The organism is Methylobacterium sp. Gmos1, from assembly GCF_053764715.1.
In genome coordinates this window covers 1-23820 of sequence record NZ_JBSNCC010000003.1, presented here as the reverse complement: position 1 = coordinate 23820, position 23820 = coordinate 1, and the positions used below count along the sequence as shown (strand labels likewise).

The window sequence follows — 23820 nt, the reverse complement described above, 5'->3', positions numbered from 1 at the left end:
GCGAGGCAAAACGGAATTTGCCTGTTCACGCGGCATCGTCGTGTGCCCATGCCACGCGTCGTTCCGCTCTCGCGTTTCCGAACGTTGCCGCCCACCGGCGCCGCAACACGGCCGATCGGGAAACGCCAAGGTTGCACACGAGTACGCACTCGCGTTCCATAGGCGCTCTCCGCCTCCCGCCGGCCCGCTTCGTGCATGACGGCCGGCGGATCGATCACGAGGACAGCGCGTGCCGACACCTCTCCACCGCGACGGCCCGGGCCCGAGGCCGATCCCGTCGTCATGAGCACCGTCATCCTGGGCGGCGCCGGCTTCGTCGGGCTGAACCTCGCAGATCGCCTGCTCGGGCGCGGGCTCGCCGTGCGCCTCCTCGACCGGGCCTCAGCCCCGCCGCCCCTGCTGCGCCGGCTCGCCGCGCAGGCAGGCGCCCTCTCCCTCGACCTCGGTGACGTGACCGATCCGGCCTGCCTCGCCGCCGTCATCCAGCCCGGCACCGACGCGGTGGTGATCGCCGCCGCGGTGACGGCGGATGCCGCCCGCGAGGCGGCGGATCCGGGCACGATCCTCGCGGTCAATCTCGGGGCGATCGTGCCGATCCTCGAGGCCTGCCGCCGGGCCGGGGTGCGCCGGGTGGTGAACCTGTCCTCGGCGGCGGCCTACGGGGCCGCGCAGGGTGAACTCCTGTCCGAGGATCTGCCGGCAGAGCCTGAGAGCCTCTACGCCGTCACCAAGTTCGCCTCGGAGCAGGTGCTCGCCCGGCTGTGCGGCCATTGGGGCCTCGACGGGGTGAGCGTGCGCTTGAGCGCGGTGTTCGGCCCGTTCGAGCGCGAGACGGGTTTACGCGATACGCTGAGCCCGCAGGCGCAGATCTGGGCCGCCGCCGAGGCCGGCACCCCGGCGCTGCTGCCGCGGCCCGGCCGGCGCGACTGGCTCTACGCCCCCGACGCCGCGGACGCGGTGGCGCGGCTGATCGCGGCGGAGCGCTTGAGGTTTCCCCTCTACAACGTGTCGAGCCCCGCGGTCTGGCCGGTCCTTTCCTGGGGCGAGCGGCTGGCCGGGTCCCTGGCCCGGAATCCCTCCCGGGCAAGATCCGGTTTCACCTGCCGCCTCGCCGAGGCCGGCGAGACCCCGACGATCTCGTTGCACGGCGACCGCGACCGGCCGCCGCTCGCCACCGGGCGGCTGCGCGACGAACTCGGCTGGGAAGCCGCGCACAGTCTCGCCGCCTCGGCCGACGCGTTCCTCGCCTTTCAGACACGCATGACGGAGGATCGCCCGTGAGGCTCGACGGCAAGGTCGCGGTGGTGACGGGGGGCGGCTCCGGCATCGGCGCCGCGACGGCGCGGCTCTTTTCCGAGGCCGGCGCCCAGGTCGCGGTGATCGACCGGGACGGTGCGGCGGCAGAAGCGGTCGCGGCCGAGATCGGCGGCCTCGCCCGCGCCTCGGATGTCGGCGATCCCGAAGCGGTCGCGGCCGATGCGGGTGCGGTCGTCGCGGCGTTCGGTGGCATCGACGTGCTGGTGACGGCGGCGGGTTTTTCCGTCGGCGGCACCGTCGAGACCACCACGCCCGAGGACTGGGACGCGGTGTTCCGCGCCCATGTCGGCGGAACCTGGCTCTGGGCCGGACGGGCGGTGCCGTCGATGCGCGCGCGCGGCGGCGGTGCCATCGTGACGGTCGCCTCGCAGCTGGCGCTCGCCGGCGGGCGCGGCAACAGCGCCTACCTCGCCGCCAAGGGCGCGGTGCTCAGCCTCACCCGCACCATGGCGCTCGACTTCGCCGCCGACCGCATCCGGGCCAACGCCGTTGTGCCGGGCGCGATCGAGACGCCCATGCTCGCCCGCAGCTTCCGCCGCGCCGCCGATCCTGACGCCGCCCGCGCGGCCTCCGAGGCGAGGCACGCCATGAAGCGCCTCGGACAGCCCGAGGAGGTCGCCCGGGCCATCCTCTACCTCGCCAGCGACGCCTCCTCCTTCACCACCGGCGCGGCCCTGCCGGTGGAGGGCGGCTGGCTCGCGGCCTGACGGATCCGCCGATGTCCTCTGCCATGTCCCTCGACGCCCTCCAGGCCCGCGTTCGCGACGAGATCGCCCGCACGGCCCATCCCCGCGCGCCCTGGCTCACCCCCCGCACCGGCCCGGACGGAAAATCGGCCTACGACGTGATCGTCGTCGGGGCCGGGCAGTCGGGCCTCGCCGTCGCCTTCGGGCTGATGCGGGCGCAGGTGACCAACATCCTGGTGCTCGACCGGGCACCGAGGGGCCTTGAGGGACCCTGGCTCACCTATGCCCGCATGCGCACCCTGCGCAGCCCGAAGGACTTCACCGGGCCGGATCTCGGCCTGCCGGCGCTCACCTACCAGTCCTGGCACGAGGCCCGCTACGGGCAGGCCGCCTGGGACGCCCTCGACCTGATCCCGCGGGAGGACTGGGCCGCCTACCTCGCCTTCGTGCGCGAGGCGACCGGCGTGCCGGTCGAGAACGGGATCACGGTCACCGGCATCGCGCCGGCCGAAGGGCTGCTCGCCGTCACCGATGCCGGCGGCACCGTGCGCTACGCCCGCAAGGTCGTGCTCGCCACCGGCCAGGAGGGCGCCGGGCGATGGGCCCTGCCGGAGGTGCTGGCCGACCTGCCGACGGGGCGTGTCGCCCGCACCGACGAGGCGATCGATTTTGCGGCCCTCGAAGGGCGGCGCGTCGCGGTGGTCGGCGCCGGCGCCTCGGCCTTCGACAACGCCGCGACGGCGCTGGAGTCCGGCGCCGCCGAGGTCACGCTGCTGTGCCGACGGGCGGAGGCGCAAGTGGTGCAGCCCTATCGCTGGCTCACCTTCGCGGGCTTCCTGCGCCATCTCGGCGACCTCGACGATGCCTGGCGCTGGCGCTTCATGAGCGCGGTGATGGGCCTGCGCGAGGGCTTTCCGCAGCCGACCTGGGATCGCTGCGCCCGGCACCCGAACTTCCGCTTCCTCCCCGGCGCGCCCGTCGCCGCGGCGCGGATCGAGGGCGGCGCGGTCCGCCTCGACACGCCGAAGGGTGAAGTCGCCGCCGATCTCGTCGTCGCGGCCACCGGCATCACGGTCGATTACGCCGCGCGGCCCGAATTGTTAGCGTTTGCCCACAACATCGCCACCTGGGGCGACCGCTACAGCCCGCCGCCCGAGGAGCGCGACGAGCGGCTGGCCGCCTACCCCTATCTTGGCGACGACTACGCCTTCGCCGAGCGCGAGCCCGGGCTGACACCGTGGATCCGCGACATCCACCTGTTCGGCATCGCCTCCACGGTGAGCCACGGCCCCTCCGGCTCGTCGATCAACGCGATGACGACCGCCGTGCCGCGCCTCGTCTCCGGCCTCACCCGCGGGCTGTTCACCGCCGATCTCGACCGGCACTGGGCCGATTTCCGGGCCTACGACGTGCCGCAGGCGGTGCTGCGCTGACCCGGCGAAATTCGTTTTTGTTAGCTCTTGCCCCGGAGCCGCGCCTGGTCTGGAATGGCCCTTGCTAGACGGCCGACCAACCAGGGATGCAGGAAGGGACGGGCGTGACGAAGACCAGCATGCGGACGGGCGGCCTTGCCGGCGCCCTCATCGTCGCCCTCGTGGTCGGGGCGGTGCCGGCCCGGGCCCAGAGCCGGGCCGAGACCCTGCGCTACGTCACGGGTGCCGCGGTCAACACCCTCGACCCGACCATGCCGGGCACCACCCGCGAGGCCTTCGCGATCAGCCTCTCGACGTACGACCGCCTCGTCACCTTCGGCCGCAAGAAGCTCGGCGACAACTGGGTCTTCGACCTCGATTCGATCCGCGGCGAGCTGGCCGAGCGCTACGAGGTCAGCCCCGACGGCCTCACCCTCACCTTTTACCTCCGCAAGGAAGCCAAGTTCCAGGACGGCACCCCGGTGACCGCCGAGGACGTGAAGTGGTCGCTCGACCGCGCCGTCTCGGCGAAGTCGCTCGCCGGGCCGCAGCTCCTCACCGGCTCGCTGACGAGCCCCGACCAGTTCGCGGTGGTCGATCCCCACACCTTCAAGGTCACGCTGCCGAAGCCCGACCGCCTGGCGCTGCCGAACCTCGCCACCGTCTACGCCATCGTCATCAACTCCAAGGTCGCCAAGTCCCACGCGACGCCGGAGGACCCCTGGGCGCAAGGATGGCTGAAGGACCACGCCGTCGGCAGCGGCGCCTACAGCGTCGACGTGTTCAAGCCCGGCGAGCAGGTGGTGCTGAAGCGCAACGCCGACTGGACCGGAGCCGCGCCGGAGAAGCCGGCCGGCTTCAAGCGCATCATCGCCCAGACGATTCCCGATCCGGCGACCCGCGCCAACCTCGTCGAGAAGGGGGACGCCGACATCGTCATCGACCTCCAGGCCAACGACGCCCTGGCACTGAAGGAGCGCGGCAAGCTGAAGGTGATCGCCACGCCGCAATTCAACGCGCTGACGCTGATTTCCTTCAACACGAAGATGGCGCCCTTCGACAAGGTCGAGGTGCGCCAGGCGCTGGCCTACGCCCTGCCCTACGACGCGATGTTCAAGGCCGCCCTGTTCGGCCGCGGCAAGCCGCTGTTCGGCGCGACCTGGGGCGAGGGCGATCCGGCCCCCGTCTTCCCCGTCGCCCAGCCGGTGACCCTCGATCTGGCGAAGGCCAAGGCGCTGCTGGCCAAGGCCGGCTTGCCGGACGGGTTCTCGACCACCTTCAGCTTCAATGTCGGCCAGGCCGCCACCGCCGAGCCGATGGCGGCGCTGATCCGCGAATCGCTGGAGAAGATCGGCGTCAAGGTTGAGATCCAGAAGCTGCCCGACGCCCAGATGTCGACGCAGGTGAGCGAGAAGAAGCTGCCGTTCTTCACCGAGGGCATCGTCGCCTGGCTGCCCTCGCCGGACTACTTCTATCGCAACTTCTACACCGGCAACCAGCGCTGGAACTACAGCTCGATCGACGATCCCGAGATCAACGAGCTCGCCGCCAAGGCCCGGTTCGAGCGCGACCCCGCCAAGTACGACGACGAGGCCCGGGCCCTGAACAAGCGCCACCTCGCCCTGATGCCGCAGATCCCGATCTGGCAGCCGAACCAGGACGCCGTGATGGCGCAGTCCGTCGAGGGCTACACCTACCAGTTCCACCGCCAGGTCGATTACCGCGACCTGTCGCGGAAGTAGGCGGATGGCCTCCGCCTCCGGCATCGCCCGGCGCACCGGGCGGCGCTTCCTGTCGTCGCTGCCGGCGCTCCTCGGCGTCCTGGTCTTCACCTTCCTGCTGATGCGGGTGCTGCCCGGCGATCCGGCGGTGTTCTTCGCCTCCGGGCCCAATGCCGGCAAGGCGGAGATCGAGGAGATCCGGCGCCAGATGGGCCTCGACAAGCCGGTGCCCGAGCAGCTGGTGCGCTACCTCGGCGACGTGGCGCGCGGCCAGCTCGGCCGCTCGATGACGACCGGCCAGCCCGTGCTGGCCGATCTCCGCCAGCGCCTGCCGGCCTCGCTCGAACTGACCTTCACGGCGCTTCTCATCGCGCTCCTCCTGGCGATCCCGCTCGGGATCGCGGCGGCGCTCCGGCCCGGCTCGGTGGTGGACCACGCGGTGCGCTTCCTGTGCGCGCTCGGGGTCTGCGTGCCGACCTTCGTGTCGGGGCTGCTGCTGATCTACGTGTTCTACTACCTGCTCGGCGTCGCCCCCGACCCGACCGGCCGGGTCGACGTGTTCGCGGCAAGCCCGCCGGACATCACCGGCTTCCTGCTGATCGACTTCCCGCTCGTCGGCGACTGGGAGGGTTTTCGCGCCGCGGCCGGCCAGCTGATCCTGCCGGCGCTCACCATGGCGCTGTTCGTGCTGGCGCCGCTCGCCCGCATCACCCGGGCGGCGATGCTGGGCGTGCTCGGCAGCGACTTCATCCGCACCGCCCGCTCGCTCGGCCTGCCGCGGCGGCGGGTGATCGTGACCTATGCCCTGCGCAACGCGATCCTGCCGGTGCTGACCATCGCGGGCATCGTGTTCTCCACCATGCTCGGGGCCAACGTGCTGGTGGAAAAAGTGTTTTCCTGGCCCGGCGTCGCCTCCTACGCGCTCGATGCGCTGCTCGCCTCGGACTACGCCCCGGTCCAGGGCTTCGTGCTCCTGATGGCGAGCCTGTTCGTCGTCGTGAACCTCACGGTCGACGTGCTCTACGGCCTCGCCGACCCGCGCGTCTCGATCGAGTAGGCCGATGAACGCCGTTTCTTCGACTTTCGCCCCGCCACCCAGCACCTTGCGGCACGCAAGCCACGTGCTGCGCGAGAATCCGCTGACCGCGGTCGCGGCCGCGGGCGCGACCCTGCTCTGCCTCGTCGCGATCCTCAGCCCCTGGCTCGTGCCGTACGATCCCGTCGCCTCCGACGTCTCGGTGGCGCTCCAGCCGCCGAGCGCCGCGCACTGGGCCGGCACCGACCAGCTCGGCCGCGACGTGCTCAGCCGCATCATCGCGGCGACGCGGCTCGATCTCGCCATCGCGCTCTCGGCGGTGAGCCTGTCCTTCGCCCTCGGCGCGGTGATCGGGGGGGTGAGCGGCTATGCCGGCGGGCGGCTCGACCGGGTGGTCGGGCGCCTCGTCGACGTGCTGATGGCCTTTCCGCTCTTCGTGCTGGCGATGGCGCTGGTGGCGGCGCTGGGCAACCGGGTCGAGAACATCGTCATCGCCACCGCCATCATCAACCTGCCGTTCTACATCCGCTTCGCCCGGGCCGAGGTGAACGTGCGGCGCGATGCCGGCTACGTCGAGGCGGCGCGGGCCGGCGGCGAGGGCCACCTCGCGGTGGTGCTGCGCTTCCTGCTGCCCAACGTCCTCCCCGCCATGGCGGTGCAGATCTCGCTCAACCTCGGCTGGGCGATCCTCAACGCCGCGGGCCTGTCCTTCATCGGGCTCGGCGTGCGCCCGCCGACGCCGGAATGGGGGATCCTGGTCGCGGAGGGAGCGCGCTTCATCACCACCGGCAAGTGGTGGCTCGTCGCCTTCCCGGGCCTCGCCCTGATGCTGGCGGTGCTCTGCTTCAACCTGCTCGGCGACGGCCTGCGCGACATTCTCGACCCCCGGATGCGGACCTGATGCAGCCCTCCCTCCTTGCCATCGAGGACCTGAAGGTCACCTTCGCGACCCGCAGCGGACCGGTCGAGGCCCTGCGCGGCGTCTCGCTCGCCGTCGCGCCCGGCGAGAGCCTCGGCCTCGTCGGTGAGTCCGGCTCCGGCAAGTCCGTCACCGCCTTCGCGGCGGCCCGCCTCCTCGACCGGGCCGGGCGCATCACCGGCGGTCGGGTGCGCTTTCGCGGCCAGGACGTCACCGGGCTCTCGGCGGCGGACCTGCGGGCGGCGCACGGCCAGGCGATCGGGATGATCTTCCAGAACCCCCGGGCGGCGCTGAACCCGATCCGCACGATCGGCCGCCAGCTCGCCGACGTGCTCGCGGCCGGCGGAGCGTCGAAGACACAGGCCCGGGAGCGGGCGCTGGAGAGCCTGGAGGCGGTGCGCATCCGCGACGCGGCTAAGCGCCTCGACGCCTACCCGCACGAACTCTCCGGCGGCATGTGCCAGCGGGTGATGATCGCGCTGGCGCTCGCCTGCCGCCCGGCCCTCCTCATCGCCGACGAGCCGACGACCGGCCTCGACGTGACGACCCAGAAGACCGTCATGGACCTCGTCGCCCGGCTCACCGCCGAGCGCGGCATGGCGATGATCCTCATCACCCACGACCTCGGCCTCGCCGCGCAGTATTGCGGCCGCATCGCCGTGATGGAGCAGGGCCGCCTCGTCGAGGAGGGCGAGCCCGGCGCGCTGTTCTCAGGCCCCCGCCACCCCTACACGCGGCGCCTCGTCGCCGCCTCGCCGACCCCGACCTCGACGCTCGCCGACCTCGTGCCGGAGGGGACGCGCCCCCCGGCCTCGCCGCGGCCGGCTCCCGCCCCGGGCACCCCGCCGCTCCTCGACGTGCAGGGGTTGGCTAAGATCTTCGGCGGCGCCATGGCGGTCGATGACGTGTCGTTCTCGCTCCGGGAGGGCGAGAGCCTCGGCCTCGTCGGCGAATCGGGCTCGGGGAAAAGCACGACGTCGCGGATGATCTGCCGCCTCATCGATGCGAGCGCGGGACAGATCCTGTTCGACGGCGAGTCGATCGGCACGATTCCGGCCCGCGACTTCCACCGCTCGCCCCACCGGCGCGCGATCCAGATCGTGTTCCAGGACCCGACCGACAGTCTCAACCCGCGCTTCTCGGCCTTCGACTGCATCGCCCATCCGCTGAAGCGCCTGACGCCGCTGAGGGCTGAGGCGTTGCGGCTCCGGGTGATCGAGAGCGCCGAGCGGGCGGGCCTGCCCGCAGCCCTCCTCGACCGGTTCCCGCATCAGCTCTCCGGCGGCCAGAAGGCGCGCATCGGCATCGCCCGGGCGATCGCCGTGAAGCCCCGGCTTCTCGTCCTCGACGAGCCGACGGCGGCCCTCGACGTCTCGGTCCAGGCCGGCGTGCTGCGCCTCCTCGACGACCTGCGCCGGCAGGACGGCCTCGCCTTCCTGTTCGTGAGCCACGACCTCAACGTGGTGCGGATGATGTGCGAGCGCACCCTCGTGCTCCAGGGCGGCCGGGTGGTCGAGGAGGGCGCGAGCCGCGACCTCTTCCGGACGCCGCGCACCGCCTATACGCGGGAGTTGCTGGCGGCGATCCCGCATTTCCGGCCGGGGGCGCCGCGGGGGTTGGCGGCGGAGCCGGCGGCGTGAACCTTCCACCATCGGTCGTGTGCATTCCCCTCTCCCCGCGGGCGGGGAGAGGGCTGTGTTCCCGTTCAGGGAACGCAGCGAGGCGGCAGCCGACGGTGAGGGGGAGGTGCCGGAGGAGTCTCATCCGGGAACACCCCCTCACCGTCGCTCCGGCTGCGCCTGCGCTTGCCGCGCCGACGACAAGGTCGTCGCGGCCCTCTCCCCGCCCGCGGGGAGAGGAGATGGGCAGGCCTTCTTCAACCTGTTTCAATCCCTGAGGAATCTTCGATGCGCGTGATCCGCACCGCCGCCGCCCAGCTCGGGCCGATCCAGAAGGCCGAGGATCGCGACAGCGTCGTGTCCCGGATGATCGCGCTCATGGACGAGGCGAAGCGCCAGGACGCCGACCTGATCGTCTATCCGGAGCTGGCGCTGACCACCTTCTTCCCGCGCTGGTACCACGCCGACCGGGCCGAGGCCGACCACTGGTTCGAGCGCGAGATGCCGGGACCGGCGACCGCGCCGCTCTTCGACCGGGCGCGCGAGCACGGCATGGCGATGTCCTTCGGCTACGCCGAGCTGACGCCGGAGGGCCGGCACTTCAACACCTCGATCCTGGTCGATCGCGACGGCACCATCGTCGGCAAGTACCGCAAGGTCCACCTGCCCGGCCACGACGAGTTCGACCCCGAACGCTCGCACCAGCACCTGGAGAAGCGGTACTTCGAGCCGGGCGATCTCGGCTTCCCGGTCTGGCGGATGCTGGGCGGCATCCTCGGCATGTGCATCTGCAACGACCGGCGCTGGCCCGAGACCTACCGGGTGATGGGGTTGCAGGGCGTCGAGATGGTGACGCTCGGCTTCAACACCCCCTCGGTCAACGCGCAGCGCGGCGCCGAGGGCATCGAGGAGCGGCTGTTCCACCACCGCCTCTCGGTCCAGGCCGGCGCCTACCAGAACGCCACCTGGGTCGTCGCCGTGGCCAAGGCCGGATCGGAAGACGGGCACCACCTCACCGGCGGCACCCTGATCGTCGATCCGAACGGGAAGATCGTGGCCGAACTCCCCGGCGAGGCCGACGGGGTGATCGTGTACCCGTGCGACCTCGACGAAACCCGGTTCGGCAAGGAGACGATCTTCGACTTCGCCCGCCACCGCCGCATCGAGCATTACGGCCGCATCACCGCCCAGACCGGCGTGGTGCTTCCCGATTGATGTCAGGCGACCGCCACGATCCCGATCGCCATCGCCACCGCGGCTTGCGTGGGATCGATGACCGGGATGCCGAGCTCCTGCTCCAGCCCGCGCCGGTGCACCGCCATGCCGGCGCAGCCCATCACGATCACCCCCGCTCCGTCGCGGTCGCGCAGGTCCCGGCCGACGGCGATCATCCGGGCGAGGGTGTCCGTGCCGCTCGCCGTCTCGGCGACCGTCATCTCGAGCGCCCGCTCGCCCGACAGGCGGTCGCTCACGCCCATCTGGCGCAGTGCGCGCAGGTGGCGCGGGATCGAGCGGCTCGCCACCGCGATGACGCCGAACCGGTCGGCCCGGGCGAGCGCGGTGAGGATCCCGCACTCGGCGATGCCGAGCACCGGCCGGTCGGTGGCCTCGCGGCAGACGTGGAGGCCGGGATCGGAGTAGCAGGCGATCACGTAGGCATCGGCGGATTCCCGCCGCACGAGGTCGCGCAAAGGCAGGGCCACCTGCTCGACATCGGCCTGCGACTGGATGCCGAACGGCCCCTCGGCGAGGGTGCGGCAGTCGATGGCGATGCCGGGCCGCGCGAGGGGCTCCAGCGCCGCATCGAGGCCGCGCGTGACGGCCTCGTTCGAGTTCGGGTTGATGACGAGGATGCGCCGGCTGGCCGTCATGGTGGTCCCCTGATGTGTCAGGCCTTGAGCCTAGCAAGTTTCGGACGAGGAGAGTCTGTATGAGTGCGCCCGCCTTCGACACCGTGATCCGCGGCGGCACCGTCGCGACCGCAAGCGACGTCTTCACCGCCGATCTCGGCCTGCGCGACGGACGGATCGCGGCGATCGGCCTCGATCTCGCTCCCGGCCGGCGCGAGATCGACGCGAGGGGAAAACTCGTGCTGCCGGGCGGGGTCGACAGCCACGCCCATATCGAGCAGCTCTCGGCTTCCGGGCTGATGAACGCCGACACCTGGGAGAGCGCCACCCGCTCGGCGGCGCTCGGCGGCACCACCAGCGTCATCGCCTTCGCGGCCCAGCACGTCGGCATGGATCTGGGCCAGGTGGTCGAGGATTACACGGCGCTGGCGCGGGCCGGCGCGGTGATCGACTACGCCTTCCACCTCATCATCGCCGACGCGACCGAGAAGGCGTTGAGCCAGGACATCCCGGCGCTGGCGCGGGCCGGGCACACCTCGCTCAAGGCGTTCATGACCTATGACCGCCTGCGGCTCGCCGACGAGGCGCTGCTCGACCTGATGGCGGCGGCCAAGGAGGTCGGCGCGCTCGTCTGCGTCCACGCCGAGAACCACGGGCTGATCGCCTTCGCCAGCCGGCAGCTCCTCAAGGAGGGCAAGACGGCGCCGAAGTACCACGCCGCGAGCCACCCGCGCCTGTCGGAATCGGAGGCGTTCGAGCGGGTGGTGCGGTTCTCGCAGTACCTCGACCAGCCGGTGATGATCTTCCACGTCTCGACCGAGGAGGGCGCCGCGATCCTGCGCCGGGCCCGCGGCGAGGGCGCCAAGGTCTATGCCGAGACCTGCCCGCAATACCTCTTCCTCACCGAATCCGACCTCGACCGGCCTGGTCTGGAGGGGGCGAAGTGGATGTGCTCGCCGCCGCTCCGCGAGACCCGAGACCAGGAGGCACTGTGGCGCGCCCTCGACCTCGGCGACCTCCAGACCGTGTCGTCGGACCACGCGCCCTACCGCTACGACGAGACCGGCAAGCTCAAGGCGGGTCCGGGGGCGACCTTCAAGGAGATCGCCAACGGCATGCCGGGCCTGCAGATGCGCCTGCCGCTCCTCTTCGACGCGATGGTGTCGGGCGGGCGCCTCGGCGTGAAGAAGTTCGTCGAGATCACCGCGACGGCGCCGGCCCGGATCTACGGCCTCGCGAACAAGGGCTCGGTCGCGGTCGGGATGGATGCCGACCTCTGCCTGTGGGATCCGCACAAGCGCGTGACGCTCTCGGACGCGATGGTCGAGGACCGCACCGGCTTCACCCCCTATGCCGGACGGGACGTCACCGGCTGGCCCGAGACGGTGCTCTGCCGCGGCCGGGTGATCGCCGAGGGCGGCGCGATCACGGCCGAGGCCGGCAGCGGCGCGCCGATCCGGCGGGCATAGCGCCTGCGATCCACCGGCTGGGCGCGACGCTCGCCCGCGGAGCCGAGGCCCCGCAGCGCCGCTCAGGCGAGGCGCGCCAGCAGCGCCAGGGCGGCGACGATCAGGACAGCGAAGGTCGCCAGGATGCCGCCGCCGCGACAGGCGAACTGCCGGGGCGAGTTCGCCGGCGCCGTCATGCCGAACGGGTGCAGCACCCGGCCGACCAGCAGCACCAGGAGCAGGCCGTGGACCAGGGTCCGGCCCGCCCCGTGCGCCTCGAGCAGGCCGACGAGGAGCAGGATGAACGGCACGTACTCGGCGAAGTTGGCCTGGCTGCGGGCGCGGTGCAGCAGCACGGCGTCGCCGCCGTCGCCGTGCAGCACGTTGGCGGAGAGGCGCCGGGCCATCACCCAGCCGGACAGACCGGCGAAGAGGAGCGCCAGCACGGACCCGTAGGCCGCAGTCAGGGACGGGAACACCATGGCGGACATCCTTCAGGTGCGAGTGGGCTCTTGGATCGGGCAGCCGTTGTGCCGGGCCCGGAACCCGGCCGAACTCCGGTACACGGCGCGGCGCACCCGCATCACCGAGCCGAGGGGCCGGTGCGCGGCGACCCCGTGCCAAGGGCTGAAGGCGAGGCCGTCGTCGAGGCGGCGGACCTTGTCGTCGCTCCAGCTCTCCTGCGGCGACACCGTGATCCGGGCGACCGGGACGTAGGGGCTCTCGTCCTCCGGCCAGGGCCGCGAGGCGTCCTCAACCGGCATCGTCGCGCGGTCGGTGAGGAGCTGGGCGCGCAGCTCCCACACGCCCTCGTGGGCGGAGAAGAAGGCCGAGACCGCCTCGCGCAGGCCGTTCGGCCGGCCGTTGACGTTCAACGGCGCGCCCGTCAGCTCGGTCAGCGCCGGCGAGACCGGGGCCACAGCGACCTTCGCGACGTAGTCGCCCCAGCGCAGAGGGGCCTGGCTGTAGAAGGTCTCGCCGAGGATGTGCGTCTCGGGATGGCCGCCGAGGCTGACGATCGTGGCGCTCTTGACCCCCACCGCCTCGATCGCGCTCTCGACGCCGCGGAGCGCGGCGGAAAACACCTTCTTGAACACCTGCGGCGCGTCGGTGGTGGCGGCGAGCAGCTTGAGGCTTCCGAGGAAGGCCTTCGCGTCCGGCGCCGTGAAGGCGGGCGCGTTCGCCATCACGAAATCCTGGCTGTCGCCCTCGGCGCCCGGCAGCCGCTCGCCGGGCACGCCGATCACCTTCACGGCGAGGCCGCGCGGGGTCGAGACGCTGTCGTCGAGGATGTCGCCCGGGTTGGTCGAGAGCCGCATGACCGCCTCATAGGTGCCGGGCGCCGAAAACAGGCCCTGCGCCAGTGGTGCGGGCAGGCCAGGCAGCACCGTGAGCCGCCCGGTCAGGAGGCCGTGGCTCTTGGCGTGAACGCCGCGCACCGCGTGGCCGTAATCCTTCAGCGTCGTCGTCTGGATCTTCTCGAAGACCCGGATCATCTCGGCCTGCACCTCCTCTTCGTCGGGCGGCACGCTCTCGAGGGAGGGATCGAAGCGGATCGGCGCCTGCATCGAGGATGGACCTTGCTCATCTCGGGACGCCGACAGGCATCGCTGCGTCACCGGCAACGGCGCCGTCACGCCGGCGTTCCGTCGAAATTCGGCGGCGGGGGCGGCATCGGGACCGGGCAGCGGCGACCGGCATGGCGGTACGCGGGAGAACCGGATTATCCGGCAGGGCAGGGCATGGGTGAATGCAACGAAGATCGTTCTCCAAAGGCGCGATCAATAAGAAGAAATATCTCCCGAATGGCCAGAGTTTGGGAGTCGCCTTCATTGACCGGCGGACGTGGTCCCGATTGAATGTCGGCTAGAGGGTCGACGCCGCGCCCGCCCGAGCCACCAGGCGGGCGCCGCTCGCTTCTCGCCGAGGAGTCCTGTCCATGCCGGCCGCCGTGAAGACCCGCACCCTGATCGACCGCAGCCGCTACCTGGCCTGGAACGCGCTCACGGTCCTGGTCTTCGTACTCCTGACGGCCTACGTCGCGCGGGCGGACGCGCCGGTCATCGCGGCACTCGCCGGGTAAGCGGTCGCGACCGCTCCGACGGACGCAGCGCCGGCCAGGGCGGCGCCCGGCATCTCGCCCGCTCGCGGACATGGCACCGGCCTGTCTCGGGCAACAGAGAACGCTTCGGCAAATCGCGCGGTGGCGGGACGTCAGTTCCCGGCGCGCAAGCGGTCCAGGAGCCCGGCATTCGCGTAGCCGTCCGGCACCGTTCCGGCCGCCGTCTGCCAGGCCCGGATCGCCGCCCGGCTGCGCGGGCCGATGCGCCCGTCGATCCCGCCGACCGGGTATCCCTTCGCCGCGAGGGCGGTCTGGATCTCCCGGCGCTCGTCGGCGTTGAGCGGCCGGTCGCCCCGGGGCCAGGTCTGCACGAAGCCGGTCTCGCCGCGCAGCCGGTCGGAGAGATGCGCGACCGCCAGCGCGTAGGAGAAGGCGGCGTTGTAGCCGAGCAGCGCCTGGAAGTTCGGCCGCAGCAGGAAGGCCGGCCCGCCGGCGCCTGCCGGCAACACCAGGCGCGCGGTGTCGGTGTCGGACCCGATCGCGCGTCCGGCGAATTTCAGGCCGAGGCCGCGCCATTCCGCCAGCGTCCGCATCGTCGTCTCGTCGGCGAGGCGGTAGTCGAAGCCCGCCGGCAGCACCACCTCGCCGCCCCAGTCCTCGCCCGGGCGCCACCCCAAGCTGCGCAGGTAGTGCGCCGTCGCGGCGAGGGCGTCCGGCGCCGAGGTCCAGATGTCGGCCCGCCCATCGCCGTCGAAGTCGATCGCGTGGCGCAGATACGTCGTCGGCATGAACTGGGTGTGGCCCATCGCGCCGGCCCACGAGCCGGTCAGGCGCTCCGGCGTGGTGCGGCCGAGATCGAGGATGCGCAGGGCCGCCATTAGCTCCCCGGTCCAGGTCGCGACCCGTGGTCCCCCGGCGCAGGCCAGGGTGGCAAGCGAGCGCAGGACCGGCCGCACCTTGCGGGGATCGTTCAGCACCGCGCCGTAGCCCGATTCGATGCCCCAGATCGCCACCAGCACGTGCCGGTCGATACCGGTCGCCGCCTCGATCGCCGGGAGGCTCGCCTCCGCCATGAGCTTGGCGCGGCCATCCGCTACCGCTTCCTCGCTCACCGCGGAGTCCAGATAGGCCCAGACCGGCTTCTCGAACTCGGCCTGCTTGCCCGTCGCCGCCAGCACGTCCGGATCGGCGGTGAGGCCGGAGAGCTGCGCCTCGGCCAGGGCCGGCGTCACCCCCTCCTCCCGCGCCCGGGCGACGAGGCCGGGCAGGCAGGCCGCCATCGCGGCATCGTCCAGCGCCGGCGGCGTCTGCGCCAGGGCGGCCTGTACCAAGGCGGCCTGAACCAAGGCGGCCGGCGCCGCGAGCAGCCACAGGAGCGCAATCGGCACCCGCATTAAGGAACCTCCGTGTCGGTGTCCCGGGCAGGTTGCGGCCGGCGCGTCCCGGGTCAACCCCGCATGTCGGCGCTCCAGCCGGGCGAAGACCGCGACCCGCCCCCCCGACGCGCGCCAGGCTCGCGGCGCTCCCGGACGCCCTCACGGTGCGAGCGCCGGCGCCCTCCCCGTCGCGACGTCCTCGGCTCCCGGCCCGAACACCCGCCGGCAATACGCCACGAGATGGTCGGTCCGATCGGCCTCGCCCCGGAAGGCGATGTGCCCGTCCGGGCGCACCAGCACCAGCGCCGGCCGGCCCTCCAGGCCGTAGGCGCCGTGCGCCTTGCCGTCGAGGTCGGAGAGGACAGGGACCTCCAAGCCCTCGACCAGCGGACCGGCGAGCACCAGCCGCGGCCGCACCCACGGCCAGGGCGCGACCGCCGCGACGGCGGCGCGCAACGCGTCCCGCGTCGCGGCCTTGCGCCCGTCGAAGGCGAGGAGCGCCCACCCCGTCGTGTGCCCGTCGGGGTTCGCGAGGAAGCGGTGCAGGGTCGTGGTCTCGCCCTGCGCCGTCACCTCGGCGTCCGGCGCCCGCTCGCCCGGCTTCGCGCCCGATCGCAGAAGGCTCGTCAGTCCCGACAACCGATCCTCGTTCAGGTCGCTCTTCGGGTACGCCACCCGCATCTGCTGCATGTCGTCCGTGCCTTGCAGCAGCGAGCCGAGATTCGGCAGCGCCCTCGCGGCGAGGCCCAGCACCGTGTCGGTGACCGGCCCGCGATAGACCGTCCAGCGAAAGCCCCGCGCCTGCTGCGCGCTCAGCCGGGCATGTTCGCCGCCGCGCTCGCCGTCGTAGGAGGCGAGGACGACCGGCGCCGCCTCGCCCCGCAGCGTCATCGCGAGCCGCCAGGCGATCTCGACCGCGTCGTGCAGGCCGGCATTCATGCCCTGCCCGCCGATCGGCAGCGACAGGTGCCCGGCATCGCCCGCCAGGAACACCCGTCCGCGGCTGTAGCCGGGCGAGACGCCGTACTCGAAACGGCTGTGTGTGAGCCATTGCGGGTCCGACAGCGCGAGGGTGTCGTCGCCCGTCACCTCGCGGGCGAGCGCCTGGATCTCGTCCAGCGACGGGTCGCGGTCGGGCACGCCGGTGTCGTCGGCGAGGAAGAACAGCCGATGGTAGCCGCCCCAGACCGGCATGATGCCGGCGAAGCCGCGCTCGTAGTAGAAGAACCAGAGCTGGTCCGGCGCCATCGAGCGCCGCCAGGACAGCCGGGCATCCACCTGCCGGTTCATGCAATGTTCGAACCGCTCCGGGACGAAGTCGAGGCCGATCAGCGGGCGGATCGCGCTGCGGGCGCCGTCCGCGGCCACGAGATAGCGGGCGCGCCGGCGCTCCTCCGGCCCCTCCTTGCCCCGCCGGAACACCACGGTGACGCCCGCCTCGTCCTCGACGAGGCCGGTCACCGTGCAACCCCGATCGAGCCGGCCGCCGCGGGCCTCGAAGGCCGAGACCAGGGTCCGCTCGATCACGTCCTGCCCGCTGTAGAGGACAGCCGGGTAGGGGCTGGCGACGTCGGCGATCGGGATCGGCGTCGTCGGCGTGCCGTCGACGAAGAAGTTGATGGTGTGGACGGGATAGGCCTTCTCCGCGAGGGCGTCGCGCAGGCCGATGCCGGCGAGCAATTCCTGCGGCCGTGCCCACAGGTTGTTGGCGCGCGAATACGCCTTGGTCTCGGTGCGCTGCTCGAGGAGCAGGCACGACACGCCGTGATGGCGCAGGGCGCAGGCGGTCGTCAGGCCGATCGGGCCGGCGCCGACCACGACGACGTCGGCGTCATAGCCCGGGGAAGCGTCGGTGCGGGTCATTCCTGGGTCTCCTGTCGTGCGGATGCCGCGATGGCGGCGATGTGGTCGTGTGAGGCGCCGATCCGCTGCTGGATGGCGCGCAGGAGCGTGCTCGCCGCCTCGATGGCCTCGGCCGGCAGCCCCTCGGTGAGCCCGTCCGCCCACAGGTCCTTGCGCGCCATCGCCTGCCCGTAGGCGGCCTCGCCCTGCGGGGTCATCGCCACCAGCGGGGCGCGGCGGTGATGGGGGTTGGGCTCGAGCCGAACGAGCCCGTCGGCGCGCATGTCGTCGACGACGCGCTGCACCGACTGGCGGGCAAGGCCCATGTTGCGGGCGATGTGGGCGACCGGCAGCGGCGCCGGGGCGAGGGCCACGGCGCCGAGCACCTGCCAGCGGGCACTGGTCAACCCGAGGTCGTGGACGAGGGCATCGCCCGCCTCGATCAGGTCGCCGTTGAGGCGGAACACCTCGATGACGAGCCCGGACAGGGCGCGCCGCGCGCGATCACGGTCGTCCGGCGTGCCGGCGAATTCCATGGAAGGCTACTTTCTCACAGCGGGGTGTCATAACGACAGTGTACTGTCATTATGACGAGAACGGCGCTCGCCGCGGCCGGTTCCCGGGCCTGCGGCGATCGCGTCCGGTACGGAAGGGCCGCCCGCCGTTGCCGACCCGAGCCTCGGAGGCCAATTAGGCGCGACGCCCAGCACCGCACGGCCTGAGCAGCCTGCCCCGGGCGGACGATCGGGCAGAGACGGGACGGGATCGGGGACGAGCATGACCGCAGGCGAGTCGACGACCCGCGAGGCGATTCCCGACGAGGCCGCTCCCAGTGAGGCCTGGACGCTCGCGAATTTCAGCGACACGATCCATCGCGGCGGCGTCGGCCTCTGGGCCTGGTCGCCGGAGCGTCGCCTCGCGCGCCTCGATCCGCTCTGCCGCGAGTTCTGGGGCACACCGGAGACGGTCGTCCCGATCGACGCGCTGTTCGCGCGGGTGAACGCCGAGGACCGCGACGGCATGATGCGCGACTGGATGGCGAGCGCGACCGACCCGCTCCCCTACAGCTTCGATTTCCGCATCGGCGAGGGCGGGTTGGCGCGCTGGATCTCGGCGCGCGGCATCGGCGGCGATGCCGGGCGCGTCGGCGAATGGCTCCACGCCATCTTCCTCGACGTCAGCGAGCGCCGGCGGGCCGAGGAGGCGGAGCGGCTGCTCACCGCCGAGCTGGCGCACCGGGTCTCCAACATGTTCACCGTGGCCCGCGCGCTCACCGCCATCGTCGCCCGGGACGCGACCTCGGCGCCGACCTTCGCGGAGGACCTGTCGCGGCGCTTCGGCATCCTGCACGAGGCCACCGTGCTCGCCACCCGCTCGCACCGTCTCGACCAGGGCGACGTGCGGCTCGGCGACCTCGCCGAACGGATCCTGGCGCCCTATCGCGACGGCGCCGACATCGTGCTCGCTGTCGCCGACGAGGCGGTCGCCGCGCCCGACACGGTCAACGACTACGCCATGATCTTCCACGAGCTGGCGACCAACTCGGCCAAGTACGGCGCCCTGTCCGGCGGCGGCAGCTTGCGCCTGCGCGGCGACGTGGTCGACGGGCACCTGCGCCTGACCTGGGACGAGAGCCCCGCGCGCTCGGCCGCCCCGAGGGCGGACGGAACCGGCTTCGGCTCGCGCCTGCTGCGGATGACGATCGAACGCAGCCTCGGCGGGCGCTTCGAGCGGACCATCGACGCTGGCGGCCTGCACTTCGCAATGACGGTGCCGGTCGAGTAGGGCCTCGTCCGGCGCGACGGGCCGGACCGATCAGAACAACGACCCTTGCGCCTGCGTCGTCCGTTCCGGCGGCGGCGGCGGCACATCCTCGTCCGGGCGCAGCAGCCCGGCCTCGTCGTGGCGCACGTCGTTCACCCGCCGGCTCGCTGACCTCAAGTCCAGCCACTCCTCCGGCGCCGGCCGGCACAGGGCGGCCGCCCGCCCGGCATCGACGTCGCGCATGTCGAGCCAGGCGTCGACCGCCTCCGGCGACAGGATCGCCGGCATGCGCTCGTGGATGCCGGCGAGGAGCCCGTTGGCGCCGCAGGTGACGATCGCCGCTGTGTCGATCTCAGAGCCGTCGCGGCTGCTCCAGGTCTCCCACAGGCCGGCGAGCGCCATCGGCCGGCCGTCGGCGCGGCGGATCGCGTAAGGTGCCTGGCCCCGCGGGCCGCCGCGCGGCCACTCGTAGAAGCCGTCGGCGAGAAAGACGCAGCGCCGGTAGCGCAGGGCGTTGCGAAAGCTCGGCTTCTCGGCCGCGGTCTCGATCCGGGCGTTGATCACGAGGGGAAAGTCGTCCGGATCCTTGACCCAGGCCGGCAGGAAGCCCCAGCGCATCAGCACGAAGCGCCGCCGCCCGTGCTCGGACGTCACCACCGCCACCGGCTGGGTCGGCGCCACGTTGTGGCGGGCCGGGAAGTTCGGCTGCTCGGCGTATTCGTAGAACTCCCGGAAGGTCTCGGGCGACGAGGTGACGAAGAAGCGGCCGCACATGCCAAAACCCTCTACAGCCAGCGCTTCCAGCGGAAGAAGGCGTAGGGCAGGATCGCCGCCACCACCATCATCACCACCGCCATCGGGTAGCCGAAGCCCCAGTCGAGCTCCGGCATCACCTTGAAGTTCATGCCGTACATCGAGGCGATCAGGGTCGGCGGCATGAACACCACCGCCATGACCGAGAATAGCTTGATGATGTTGTTCTGCTCGAGGTTGACGAGACCGAGCGTGGCGTCGAGCAGGAACTGGATTTTTCCCGAGAGGAAGCTCGCGTGCTCCTCCAGCGACTGGAGATCGCGCAAGGTGGAGCGGACCTCCTCGCGGATCTCGCGCGGCGCCTTGCTCGCCCGGTAGCTCGCCGAGAGCGACAGCAGGATGCGCTCGACCGAGACCAGGCTCTCGCGCTGTTGCGACAAAAGCTCGTTGTGGCGCCCGAGCGCCCGCAGGGTGTCCTGCAACTCGGCATTGCGGGCGCTCGGGTCGGAATGCTCGGCGAAGATCCGGCGGGAGAGCCGGTCGATGCGCTCGCCCTGGAGCTGGAGCACGTCCGCGGCGCGGTCGATCACGGTCTCGATCAGGCCGGCAAGGATCGCCTCGCCGGTCAGCATCACCCCGGCCGGTCGCGCTGCCCGGTGGACAAACATCCGGAACGCCTGCGGATCGTCGTAGCGCACCGTGGCGAGCTTGTTGTCGCGCAGGATGAAGGTGACGCCGGTGAGCCGGGCGTCGTCGGTGTCGACCCGGCACAGCAGCCGCCCGGTCATGTAGCGGGCGCCGTTCTCGACGTAGAGCAGTTCCGAGGGCTCGATGTCCTGCATCTCCTCCCGCGTCGGGATCGTGATGCCGAGGAAGGCCTCGACCTTGTGGTCCTCCTGGCGGGTCGGCTCGATCAGGTCGATCCAGAGCGCATCCTGCGGGATCGGCTCCGACATCTCGAGCAGGCGCCGCTCCAGGAGCGGCTGACCGGTGCTGGCGCAGGCATTCGGCTGATGGACGAAGATCAAGGGCGGTCTCGGACGACGGTGACGCGACGGAGGGGCGTTGTGGCCCGGCCGCTTGAAGGCTCCGTGACAGCTAAGCATCATTCGCCGAAGTGGCCACCGGTTCGGCGGCGAAATGATGCAGAAGCAGGAATCCAGGCGGATCTGCCCAGGGCATTTCCTCCGGGATCACAGACACCCCCGATGATGCGGGATCCAGGGCCGCCGGTGTCTTCGCCTGGTTGGGTGGCTGCTCGGCTCACCCCTCCGGCGGCTGGCAGACGTCGATCCACTCCGCGCCGGTCAGCGCGGCCATGCGCTCGGGGGTGATTCTCACGGCGCTGTTGGGCGATCCCGCGGCCGGCACCACCTCGTCGAAAGCCCTGAGGCTGACGTCGCAATAGACCGGGAGCGGCGTGGCAAGGCCGAACGGGCAGACGCCGCCGACCGGATGGCCGGTGATCGCCTCGACCTCCTCCGCCCCGAGCATCCGGGGCTTGGCCCCGAAGGCGGCCTTGGCCTTGCGGTTGTCGAGGCGGGCGTCGCCGCGGGCCACCAGCAGCACCACGCGCTCGCCGAGGCGCAGCGACAGGGTCTTGGCGATGCGGGCCGGCTCGACGCCGTGCGCGGCGGCGGCCAGCGCCACGGTGGCGGAACTCGCCTCGGTTTCGAGCACGGTGAGGTCGGGGGCGCGCGCGGCGAGGTCGGCCTTGACGGAAGCGAGGCTCATCGGCGGGCGGTCCCACGCGGCGGGAGGGAGGCGATCATGGGCTTTCTCTCAGGCGGTCGGGGGATCCGGTTCGGCTCCCCTTGCCCGGCGCGGCGGTGAGTGCAAGCCGGACGTTGCTCCGGTGTCCTGGCCCCGAGGTCCGGCGAGGAACGGTACGGCGGAGGATCCCGGCACGCGCAGCAGGCCGAGGCTGCGCCGCAGAACAATCCCCGGCTCGTCCTTGCAGCCGTAGGGCAGCTGGTCGCAGCGCCTGCCAGCCCGCAGGACGCCCGCGGCCTGGACAGCCTGCGGCAGCACCCGGGCTATGACACGACGGCGACGGGCTGGTGGGGGTGACGCCGGTCAGGCCGTCACCGCCTGACGGAGCGGTGCATAGGTGGCACGGTAGCTGCGCGGCCCGATCATCGGCAGCAGCGCGTCCCTCAGCCAGTCCGGCATCTTGGCCGTGCGCGACAGGCGGTCGGTCATGGCCTGGACATGCGCGACCCGCGGCCGGCGCAGCCGCTCGTAATCCCGCCCGACCGCGCCCCAGTCACGCGTGCCGGCCAGCCGATCGGCGAGGACGAGGGCGTCCTCGAGCGCGAGCGCCGCACCTTGCGCCCAGACCGGGGCGGTGGCGTGGGCCGCGTCGCCGACGAGCACGACCCGGTCGCGGGTCCAGACCGGGATACGGACCTCCTCCAGGGGCGAGTGATGCAGACCGGCCGGCTGCACGAGCGCCGCCTCCAGGGTGTCACGAACGAGGCGCGGGAACGCCGCGCAGGCGCGCCGCAGACCGGCTGGGTCGAGCCCCTCCCCGGACCCGCTGCTCGCCGAGAACCAGGCATAGGCCTCGCCGCGGTCGACGGGGATGAGCAGGAACAAGGCTCCGGCGCCGGCCCACAGGGTCCAGGCCTCGACGCCAGGATTGGGCACCATGACGCGCCAGCTCTGCGAGGCCAGCAGCGCCGCGCCCGGTGCCCGATCGTCGAACAGGTGACGCCGGACCCGCGAATGCACGCCGTCCGCCCCGACGAGCAGGCCGCCCGCCTCGGTCGTGCCGTCCTCGAGATCGACCTCGACGCCCGACACGATCTGGCGTCCCGCCTCGATCCCGACACCGTGGCGGAGATCTTCCGGGGCGAGCCCGCGTTGCAGGAGATGCAACAGGTCGGAGCGGCGCAGGCAGTGCGGGGCCATCTCCGCACCCCAGAACACCTCCTCGTCGACGGCGAAGAGCAAGCGGTCGCCCTCGGTGCGATACTCGCGCCGACGCAGGCGCGTGCCGACCGAACGGAGGTCGTCAAGCAGGCCGAGTTGCGCCAGCGCGCGCACCGCGTTGCCGGGCAGGTTGATGGCGAGCCCGGCTTCTGCTGGGCCCTCGCGCCGCTCCAGCGTGAGGGAGGGAATGCCCTTCTGGCGCAAGGCGCGCCGGACCGCGAGCCCGGCGATGCCGCCGCCGGCAACGAGGACACGATCGAGAGTTCCGGTGGTCATGTAGCTGCGCTGCTGCTCCCGTCGAGGCACGAGATCGATTTGCACGATCCGCGGCGAGTTGCACGCGGCAGCCCTCCCCCGTCGCGTCGGCCGGCCCCTCCGGGAGCTGGCCGAGTTGACAGGCGAGCCGGCTACCCTTAAACGACCGCTCACCGACGGGGCGCCGCGATGAACGGCTCTGCCCCACGGACTTCCTCAGAGACGGGCAAGCAAGGGCCAGGGCAACCCGGCGCTGCTTTCTGTTCTCTAAGGTGTAGGATCTGGCTTCTCGCCCGATCGGCTCTTTGACAAGTTCATACGAGAAAGAGAAGCGTGGACGGCGTCGTCCCTGCGGATCCTGCCTTCTGGGTGGGATCATGAGTAGGATGATGCTGGTCTGACGTTTCGGTGCTCACACGATCAGGCGGAAACGCCGGTCGGTCGTGAGCCTCCGTTACTATTGTGATCAGCTATGGTCAGCTCTTCAACTTGAGAGTTTGATCCTGGCTCAGAGCGAACGCTGGCGGCAGGCTTAACACATGCAAGTCGAGCGGGCCCTTCGGGGTCAGCGGCAGACGGGTGAGTAACGCGTGGGAACGTGCCCTTCGGTTCGGAATAACTCAGGGAAACTTGAGCTAATACCGGATACGCCCTTTTGGGGAAAGGTTTACTGCCGAAGGATCGGCCCGCGTCTGATTAGCTAGTTGGTGAGGTTACGGCTCACCAAGGCGACGATCAGTAGCTGGTCTGAGAGGATGATCAGCCACACTGGGACTGAGACACGGCCCAGACTCCTACGGGAGGCAGCAGTGGGGAATATTGGACA

General features: G+C 71.6%; 21 protein-coding genes and 1 rRNA gene. 12 read left to right on the top strand and 10 right to left on the bottom strand.

Going from position 1 to position 23820, the window contains the following annotated elements:
* Positions 1–282 precede the first annotated feature (282 nt).
* From ACS5PV_RS06225 to ACS5PV_RS06190, 8 genes are all read left to right on the top strand, one after another.
* Entirely contained in the window at positions 283–1281 is a 999-nt protein-coding gene (locus ACS5PV_RS06225; RefSeq protein WP_455394485.1) for an NAD-dependent epimerase/dehydratase family protein, read from the top strand.
* Entirely contained in the window at positions 1278–2024 is a 747-nt protein-coding gene (locus ACS5PV_RS06220) for an SDR family oxidoreductase (protein ID WP_455394484.1), read from the top strand. Before ACS5PV_RS06225 ends, ACS5PV_RS06220 begins: the two co-directional genes overlap by 4 nt.
* A gap of 11 nt (positions 2025–2035) precedes the next feature.
* Positions 2036–3436, top strand: a complete 1401-nt coding sequence (locus tag ACS5PV_RS06215; protein ID WP_455394483.1) for an NAD(P)-binding domain-containing protein — start codon at positions 2036–2038, stop codon at positions 3434–3436.
* A 119-nt stretch (positions 3437–3555) separates the two neighbouring features.
* On the top strand, positions 3556–5157 hold the full coding sequence (locus ACS5PV_RS06210) for an ABC transporter substrate-binding protein (protein WP_455394997.1): 1602 nt from the start codon (positions 3556–3558) through the stop codon (positions 5155–5157).
* Between the two features lie 4 nt (positions 5158–5161).
* The gene (locus tag ACS5PV_RS06205) at positions 5162–6193 is read left to right on the top strand and encodes an ABC transporter permease (RefSeq protein WP_455394482.1); all 1032 of its coding nucleotides are present in this window, start codon (positions 5162–5164) and stop codon (positions 6191–6193) included.
* A gap of 4 nt (positions 6194–6197) precedes the next feature.
* Complete coding sequence (locus ACS5PV_RS06200) at positions 6198–7073, top strand: ABC transporter permease (protein ID WP_455394481.1); 876 nt, start codon at positions 6198–6200, stop codon at positions 7071–7073.
* Positions 7073–8731 carry a nickel ABC transporter ATP-binding protein NikE gene (gene nikE / locus ACS5PV_RS06195; protein WP_455394480.1) on the top strand — a complete coding sequence of 553 codons (1659 nt, stop codon included), beginning with the start codon at positions 7073–7075 and terminating at the stop codon, positions 8729–8731. The genes ACS5PV_RS06200 and nikE overlap by 1 nt, the downstream gene beginning before the upstream one ends.
* 267 nt (positions 8732–8998) lie before the next feature.
* Positions 8999–9925 (top strand): N-carbamoyl-D-amino-acid hydrolase, encoded by a 927-nt coding sequence (locus tag ACS5PV_RS06190; protein ID WP_455394479.1) that lies wholly within the window; start codon positions 8999–9001, stop codon positions 9923–9925.
* Between the two features lie 2 nt (positions 9926–9927).
* Here ACS5PV_RS06190 and ACS5PV_RS06185 read toward each other — a convergent pair whose 3' ends face one another.
* Positions 9928–10581: an aspartate/glutamate racemase family protein gene (locus ACS5PV_RS06185; RefSeq protein WP_455394478.1), complete on the bottom strand. Its 654-nt coding sequence runs from the start codon at positions 10579–10581 to the stop codon at positions 9928–9930.
* A gap of 59 nt (positions 10582–10640) precedes the next feature.
* On the opposite strand from ACS5PV_RS06185, the gene hydA reads away from it, so the two are divergent.
* Positions 10641–12029: a dihydropyrimidinase gene (gene hydA, locus ACS5PV_RS06180; protein WP_455394477.1), complete on the top strand. Its 1389-nt coding sequence runs from the start codon at positions 10641–10643 to the stop codon at positions 12027–12029.
* 62 nt (positions 12030–12091) lie between these two features.
* Here hydA and ACS5PV_RS06175 read toward each other — a convergent pair whose 3' ends face one another.
* Both ACS5PV_RS06175 and ACS5PV_RS06170 read right to left on the bottom strand, forming a co-directional pair.
* The gene (locus tag ACS5PV_RS06175) at positions 12092–12490 is read right to left on the bottom strand and encodes an MAPEG family protein (protein ID WP_455394476.1); all 399 of its coding nucleotides are present in this window, start codon (positions 12488–12490) and stop codon (positions 12092–12094) included.
* 12 nt (positions 12491–12502) lie between these two features.
* Positions 12503–13576, bottom strand: coding sequence for a catalase family protein (locus ACS5PV_RS06170; RefSeq protein WP_455394475.1), 1074 nt, complete (start codon positions 13574–13576; stop codon positions 12503–12505).
* Positions 13577–13947: 371 nt separating this feature from the next.
* On the opposite strand from ACS5PV_RS06170, the gene ACS5PV_RS06165 reads away from it, so the two are divergent.
* Complete coding sequence (locus ACS5PV_RS06165) at positions 13948–14091, top strand: hypothetical protein (protein WP_455394474.1); 144 nt, start codon at positions 13948–13950, stop codon at positions 14089–14091.
* A 131-nt stretch (positions 14092–14222) separates the two neighbouring features.
* Here ACS5PV_RS06165 and ACS5PV_RS06160 read toward each other — a convergent pair whose 3' ends face one another.
* The 3 genes from ACS5PV_RS06160 to ACS5PV_RS06150 all read right to left on the bottom strand — a co-directional run bounded on the left by ACS5PV_RS06160 (position 14223) and on the right by ACS5PV_RS06150 (position 17824).
* Positions 14223–15464, bottom strand: a complete 1242-nt coding sequence (locus ACS5PV_RS06160; protein ID WP_455394473.1) for a lytic murein transglycosylase — start codon at positions 15462–15464, stop codon at positions 14223–14225.
* A 141-nt stretch (positions 15465–15605) separates the two neighbouring features.
* A complete protein-coding gene (locus ACS5PV_RS06155) occupies positions 15606–17309 on the bottom strand; it encodes an FAD-dependent monooxygenase (RefSeq protein WP_455394472.1) in 1704 nt (567 codons plus the stop codon).
* Complete coding sequence (locus tag ACS5PV_RS06150; protein ID WP_455394471.1) at positions 17306–17824, bottom strand: MarR family winged helix-turn-helix transcriptional regulator; 519 nt, start codon at positions 17822–17824, stop codon at positions 17306–17308. Before ACS5PV_RS06150 ends, ACS5PV_RS06155 begins: the two co-directional genes overlap by 4 nt.
* 241 nt (positions 17825–18065) lie before the next feature.
* Between ACS5PV_RS06150 and ACS5PV_RS06145 the strand changes: the two genes are divergently transcribed.
* A complete protein-coding gene (locus ACS5PV_RS06145) occupies positions 18066–19073 on the top strand; it encodes an HWE histidine kinase domain-containing protein (RefSeq protein WP_455394470.1) in 1008 nt (335 codons plus the stop codon).
* A gap of 30 nt (positions 19074–19103) precedes the next feature.
* Here the strand turns inward: ACS5PV_RS06145 and ACS5PV_RS06140 are convergent, their stop codons facing one another.
* The 4 genes from ACS5PV_RS06140 to ACS5PV_RS06125 form a co-directional block, all read right to left on the bottom strand.
* Complete coding sequence (locus ACS5PV_RS06140) at positions 19104–19826, bottom strand: SOS response-associated peptidase (protein ID WP_455394469.1); 723 nt, start codon at positions 19824–19826, stop codon at positions 19104–19106.
* Between the two features lie 11 nt (positions 19827–19837).
* On the bottom strand, positions 19838–20833 hold the full coding sequence (locus tag ACS5PV_RS06135) for a magnesium transporter CorA family protein (RefSeq protein WP_455394468.1): 996 nt from the start codon (positions 20831–20833) through the stop codon (positions 19838–19840).
* Between the two features lie 235 nt (positions 20834–21068).
* The gene (locus ACS5PV_RS06130; RefSeq protein WP_455394467.1) at positions 21069–21539 is read right to left on the bottom strand and encodes a YbaK/EbsC family protein; all 471 of its coding nucleotides are present in this window, start codon (positions 21537–21539) and stop codon (positions 21069–21071) included.
* A 342-nt stretch (positions 21540–21881) separates the two neighbouring features.
* Complete coding sequence (locus ACS5PV_RS06125; RefSeq protein ID WP_455394466.1) at positions 21882–23015, bottom strand: FAD-dependent monooxygenase; 1134 nt, start codon at positions 23013–23015, stop codon at positions 21882–21884.
* Between the two features lie 464 nt (positions 23016–23479).
* On the opposite strand from ACS5PV_RS06125, the gene ACS5PV_RS06120 reads away from it, so the two are divergent.
* A 16S ribosomal RNA gene (locus ACS5PV_RS06120) occupies positions 23480–23820 on the top strand; the annotation flags it as partial.

Excerpts from the sequence above, each read along its gene's own strand:
- ACS5PV_RS06225 (WP_455394485.1), top strand. The coding sequence starts at position 283 with ATGAGCACCGTCATCCTGGGCGGCGCCGGCTTCGTCGGGCTGAACCTC.
- ACS5PV_RS06215 (WP_455394483.1), top strand. The coding sequence starts at position 2,036 with ATGTCCTCTGCCATGTCCCTCGACGCCCTCCAGGCCCGCGTTCGCGAC.
- ACS5PV_RS06210 (WP_455394997.1), top strand. The coding sequence starts at position 3,556 with ATGCGGACGGGCGGCCTTGCCGGCGCCCTCATCGTCGCCCTCGTGGTC.
- ACS5PV_RS06205 (WP_455394482.1), top strand. The coding sequence starts at position 5,162 with ATGGCCTCCGCCTCCGGCATCGCCCGGCGCACCGGGCGGCGCTTCCTG.
- ACS5PV_RS06200 (WP_455394481.1), top strand. The coding sequence starts at position 6,198 with ATGAACGCCGTTTCTTCGACTTTCGCCCCGCCACCCAGCACCTTGCGG.
- nikE (WP_455394480.1), top strand. The coding sequence starts at position 7,073 with ATGCAGCCCTCCCTCCTTGCCATCGAGGACCTGAAGGTCACCTTCGCG.
- ACS5PV_RS06190 (WP_455394479.1), top strand. The coding sequence starts at position 8,999 with ATGCGCGTGATCCGCACCGCCGCCGCCCAGCTCGGGCCGATCCAGAAG.
- ACS5PV_RS06185 (WP_455394478.1), bottom strand. The coding sequence starts at position 10,581 with ATGACGGCCAGCCGGCGCATCCTCGTCATCAACCCGAACTCGAACGAG.
- hydA (WP_455394477.1), top strand. The coding sequence starts at position 10,641 with ATGAGTGCGCCCGCCTTCGACACCGTGATCCGCGGCGGCACCGTCGCG.
- ACS5PV_RS06175 (WP_455394476.1), bottom strand. The coding sequence starts at position 12,490 with ATGGTGTTCCCGTCCCTGACTGCGGCCTACGGGTCCGTGCTGGCGCTC.
- ACS5PV_RS06170 (WP_455394475.1), bottom strand. The coding sequence starts at position 13,576 with ATGCAGGCGCCGATCCGCTTCGATCCCTCCCTCGAGAGCGTGCCGCCC.
- ACS5PV_RS06165 (WP_455394474.1), top strand. The coding sequence starts at position 13,948 with ATGCCGGCCGCCGTGAAGACCCGCACCCTGATCGACCGCAGCCGCTAC.
- ACS5PV_RS06160 (WP_455394473.1), bottom strand. The coding sequence starts at position 15,464 with ATGCGGGTGCCGATTGCGCTCCTGTGGCTGCTCGCGGCGCCGGCCGCC.
- ACS5PV_RS06155 (WP_455394472.1), bottom strand. The coding sequence starts at position 17,309 with ATGACCCGCACCGACGCTTCCCCGGGCTATGACGCCGACGTCGTCGTG.
- ACS5PV_RS06150 (WP_455394471.1), bottom strand. The coding sequence starts at position 17,824 with ATGGAATTCGCCGGCACGCCGGACGACCGTGATCGCGCGCGGCGCGCC.
- ACS5PV_RS06145 (WP_455394470.1), top strand. The coding sequence starts at position 18,066 with ATGACCGCAGGCGAGTCGACGACCCGCGAGGCGATTCCCGACGAGGCC.
- ACS5PV_RS06140 (WP_455394469.1), bottom strand. The coding sequence starts at position 19,826 with ATGTGCGGCCGCTTCTTCGTCACCTCGTCGCCCGAGACCTTCCGGGAG.
- ACS5PV_RS06130 (WP_455394467.1), bottom strand. The coding sequence starts at position 21,539 with ATGAGCCTCGCTTCCGTCAAGGCCGACCTCGCCGCGCGCGCCCCCGAC.
- ACS5PV_RS06125 (WP_455394466.1), bottom strand. The coding sequence starts at position 23,015 with ATGACCACCGGAACTCTCGATCGTGTCCTCGTTGCCGGCGGCGGCATC.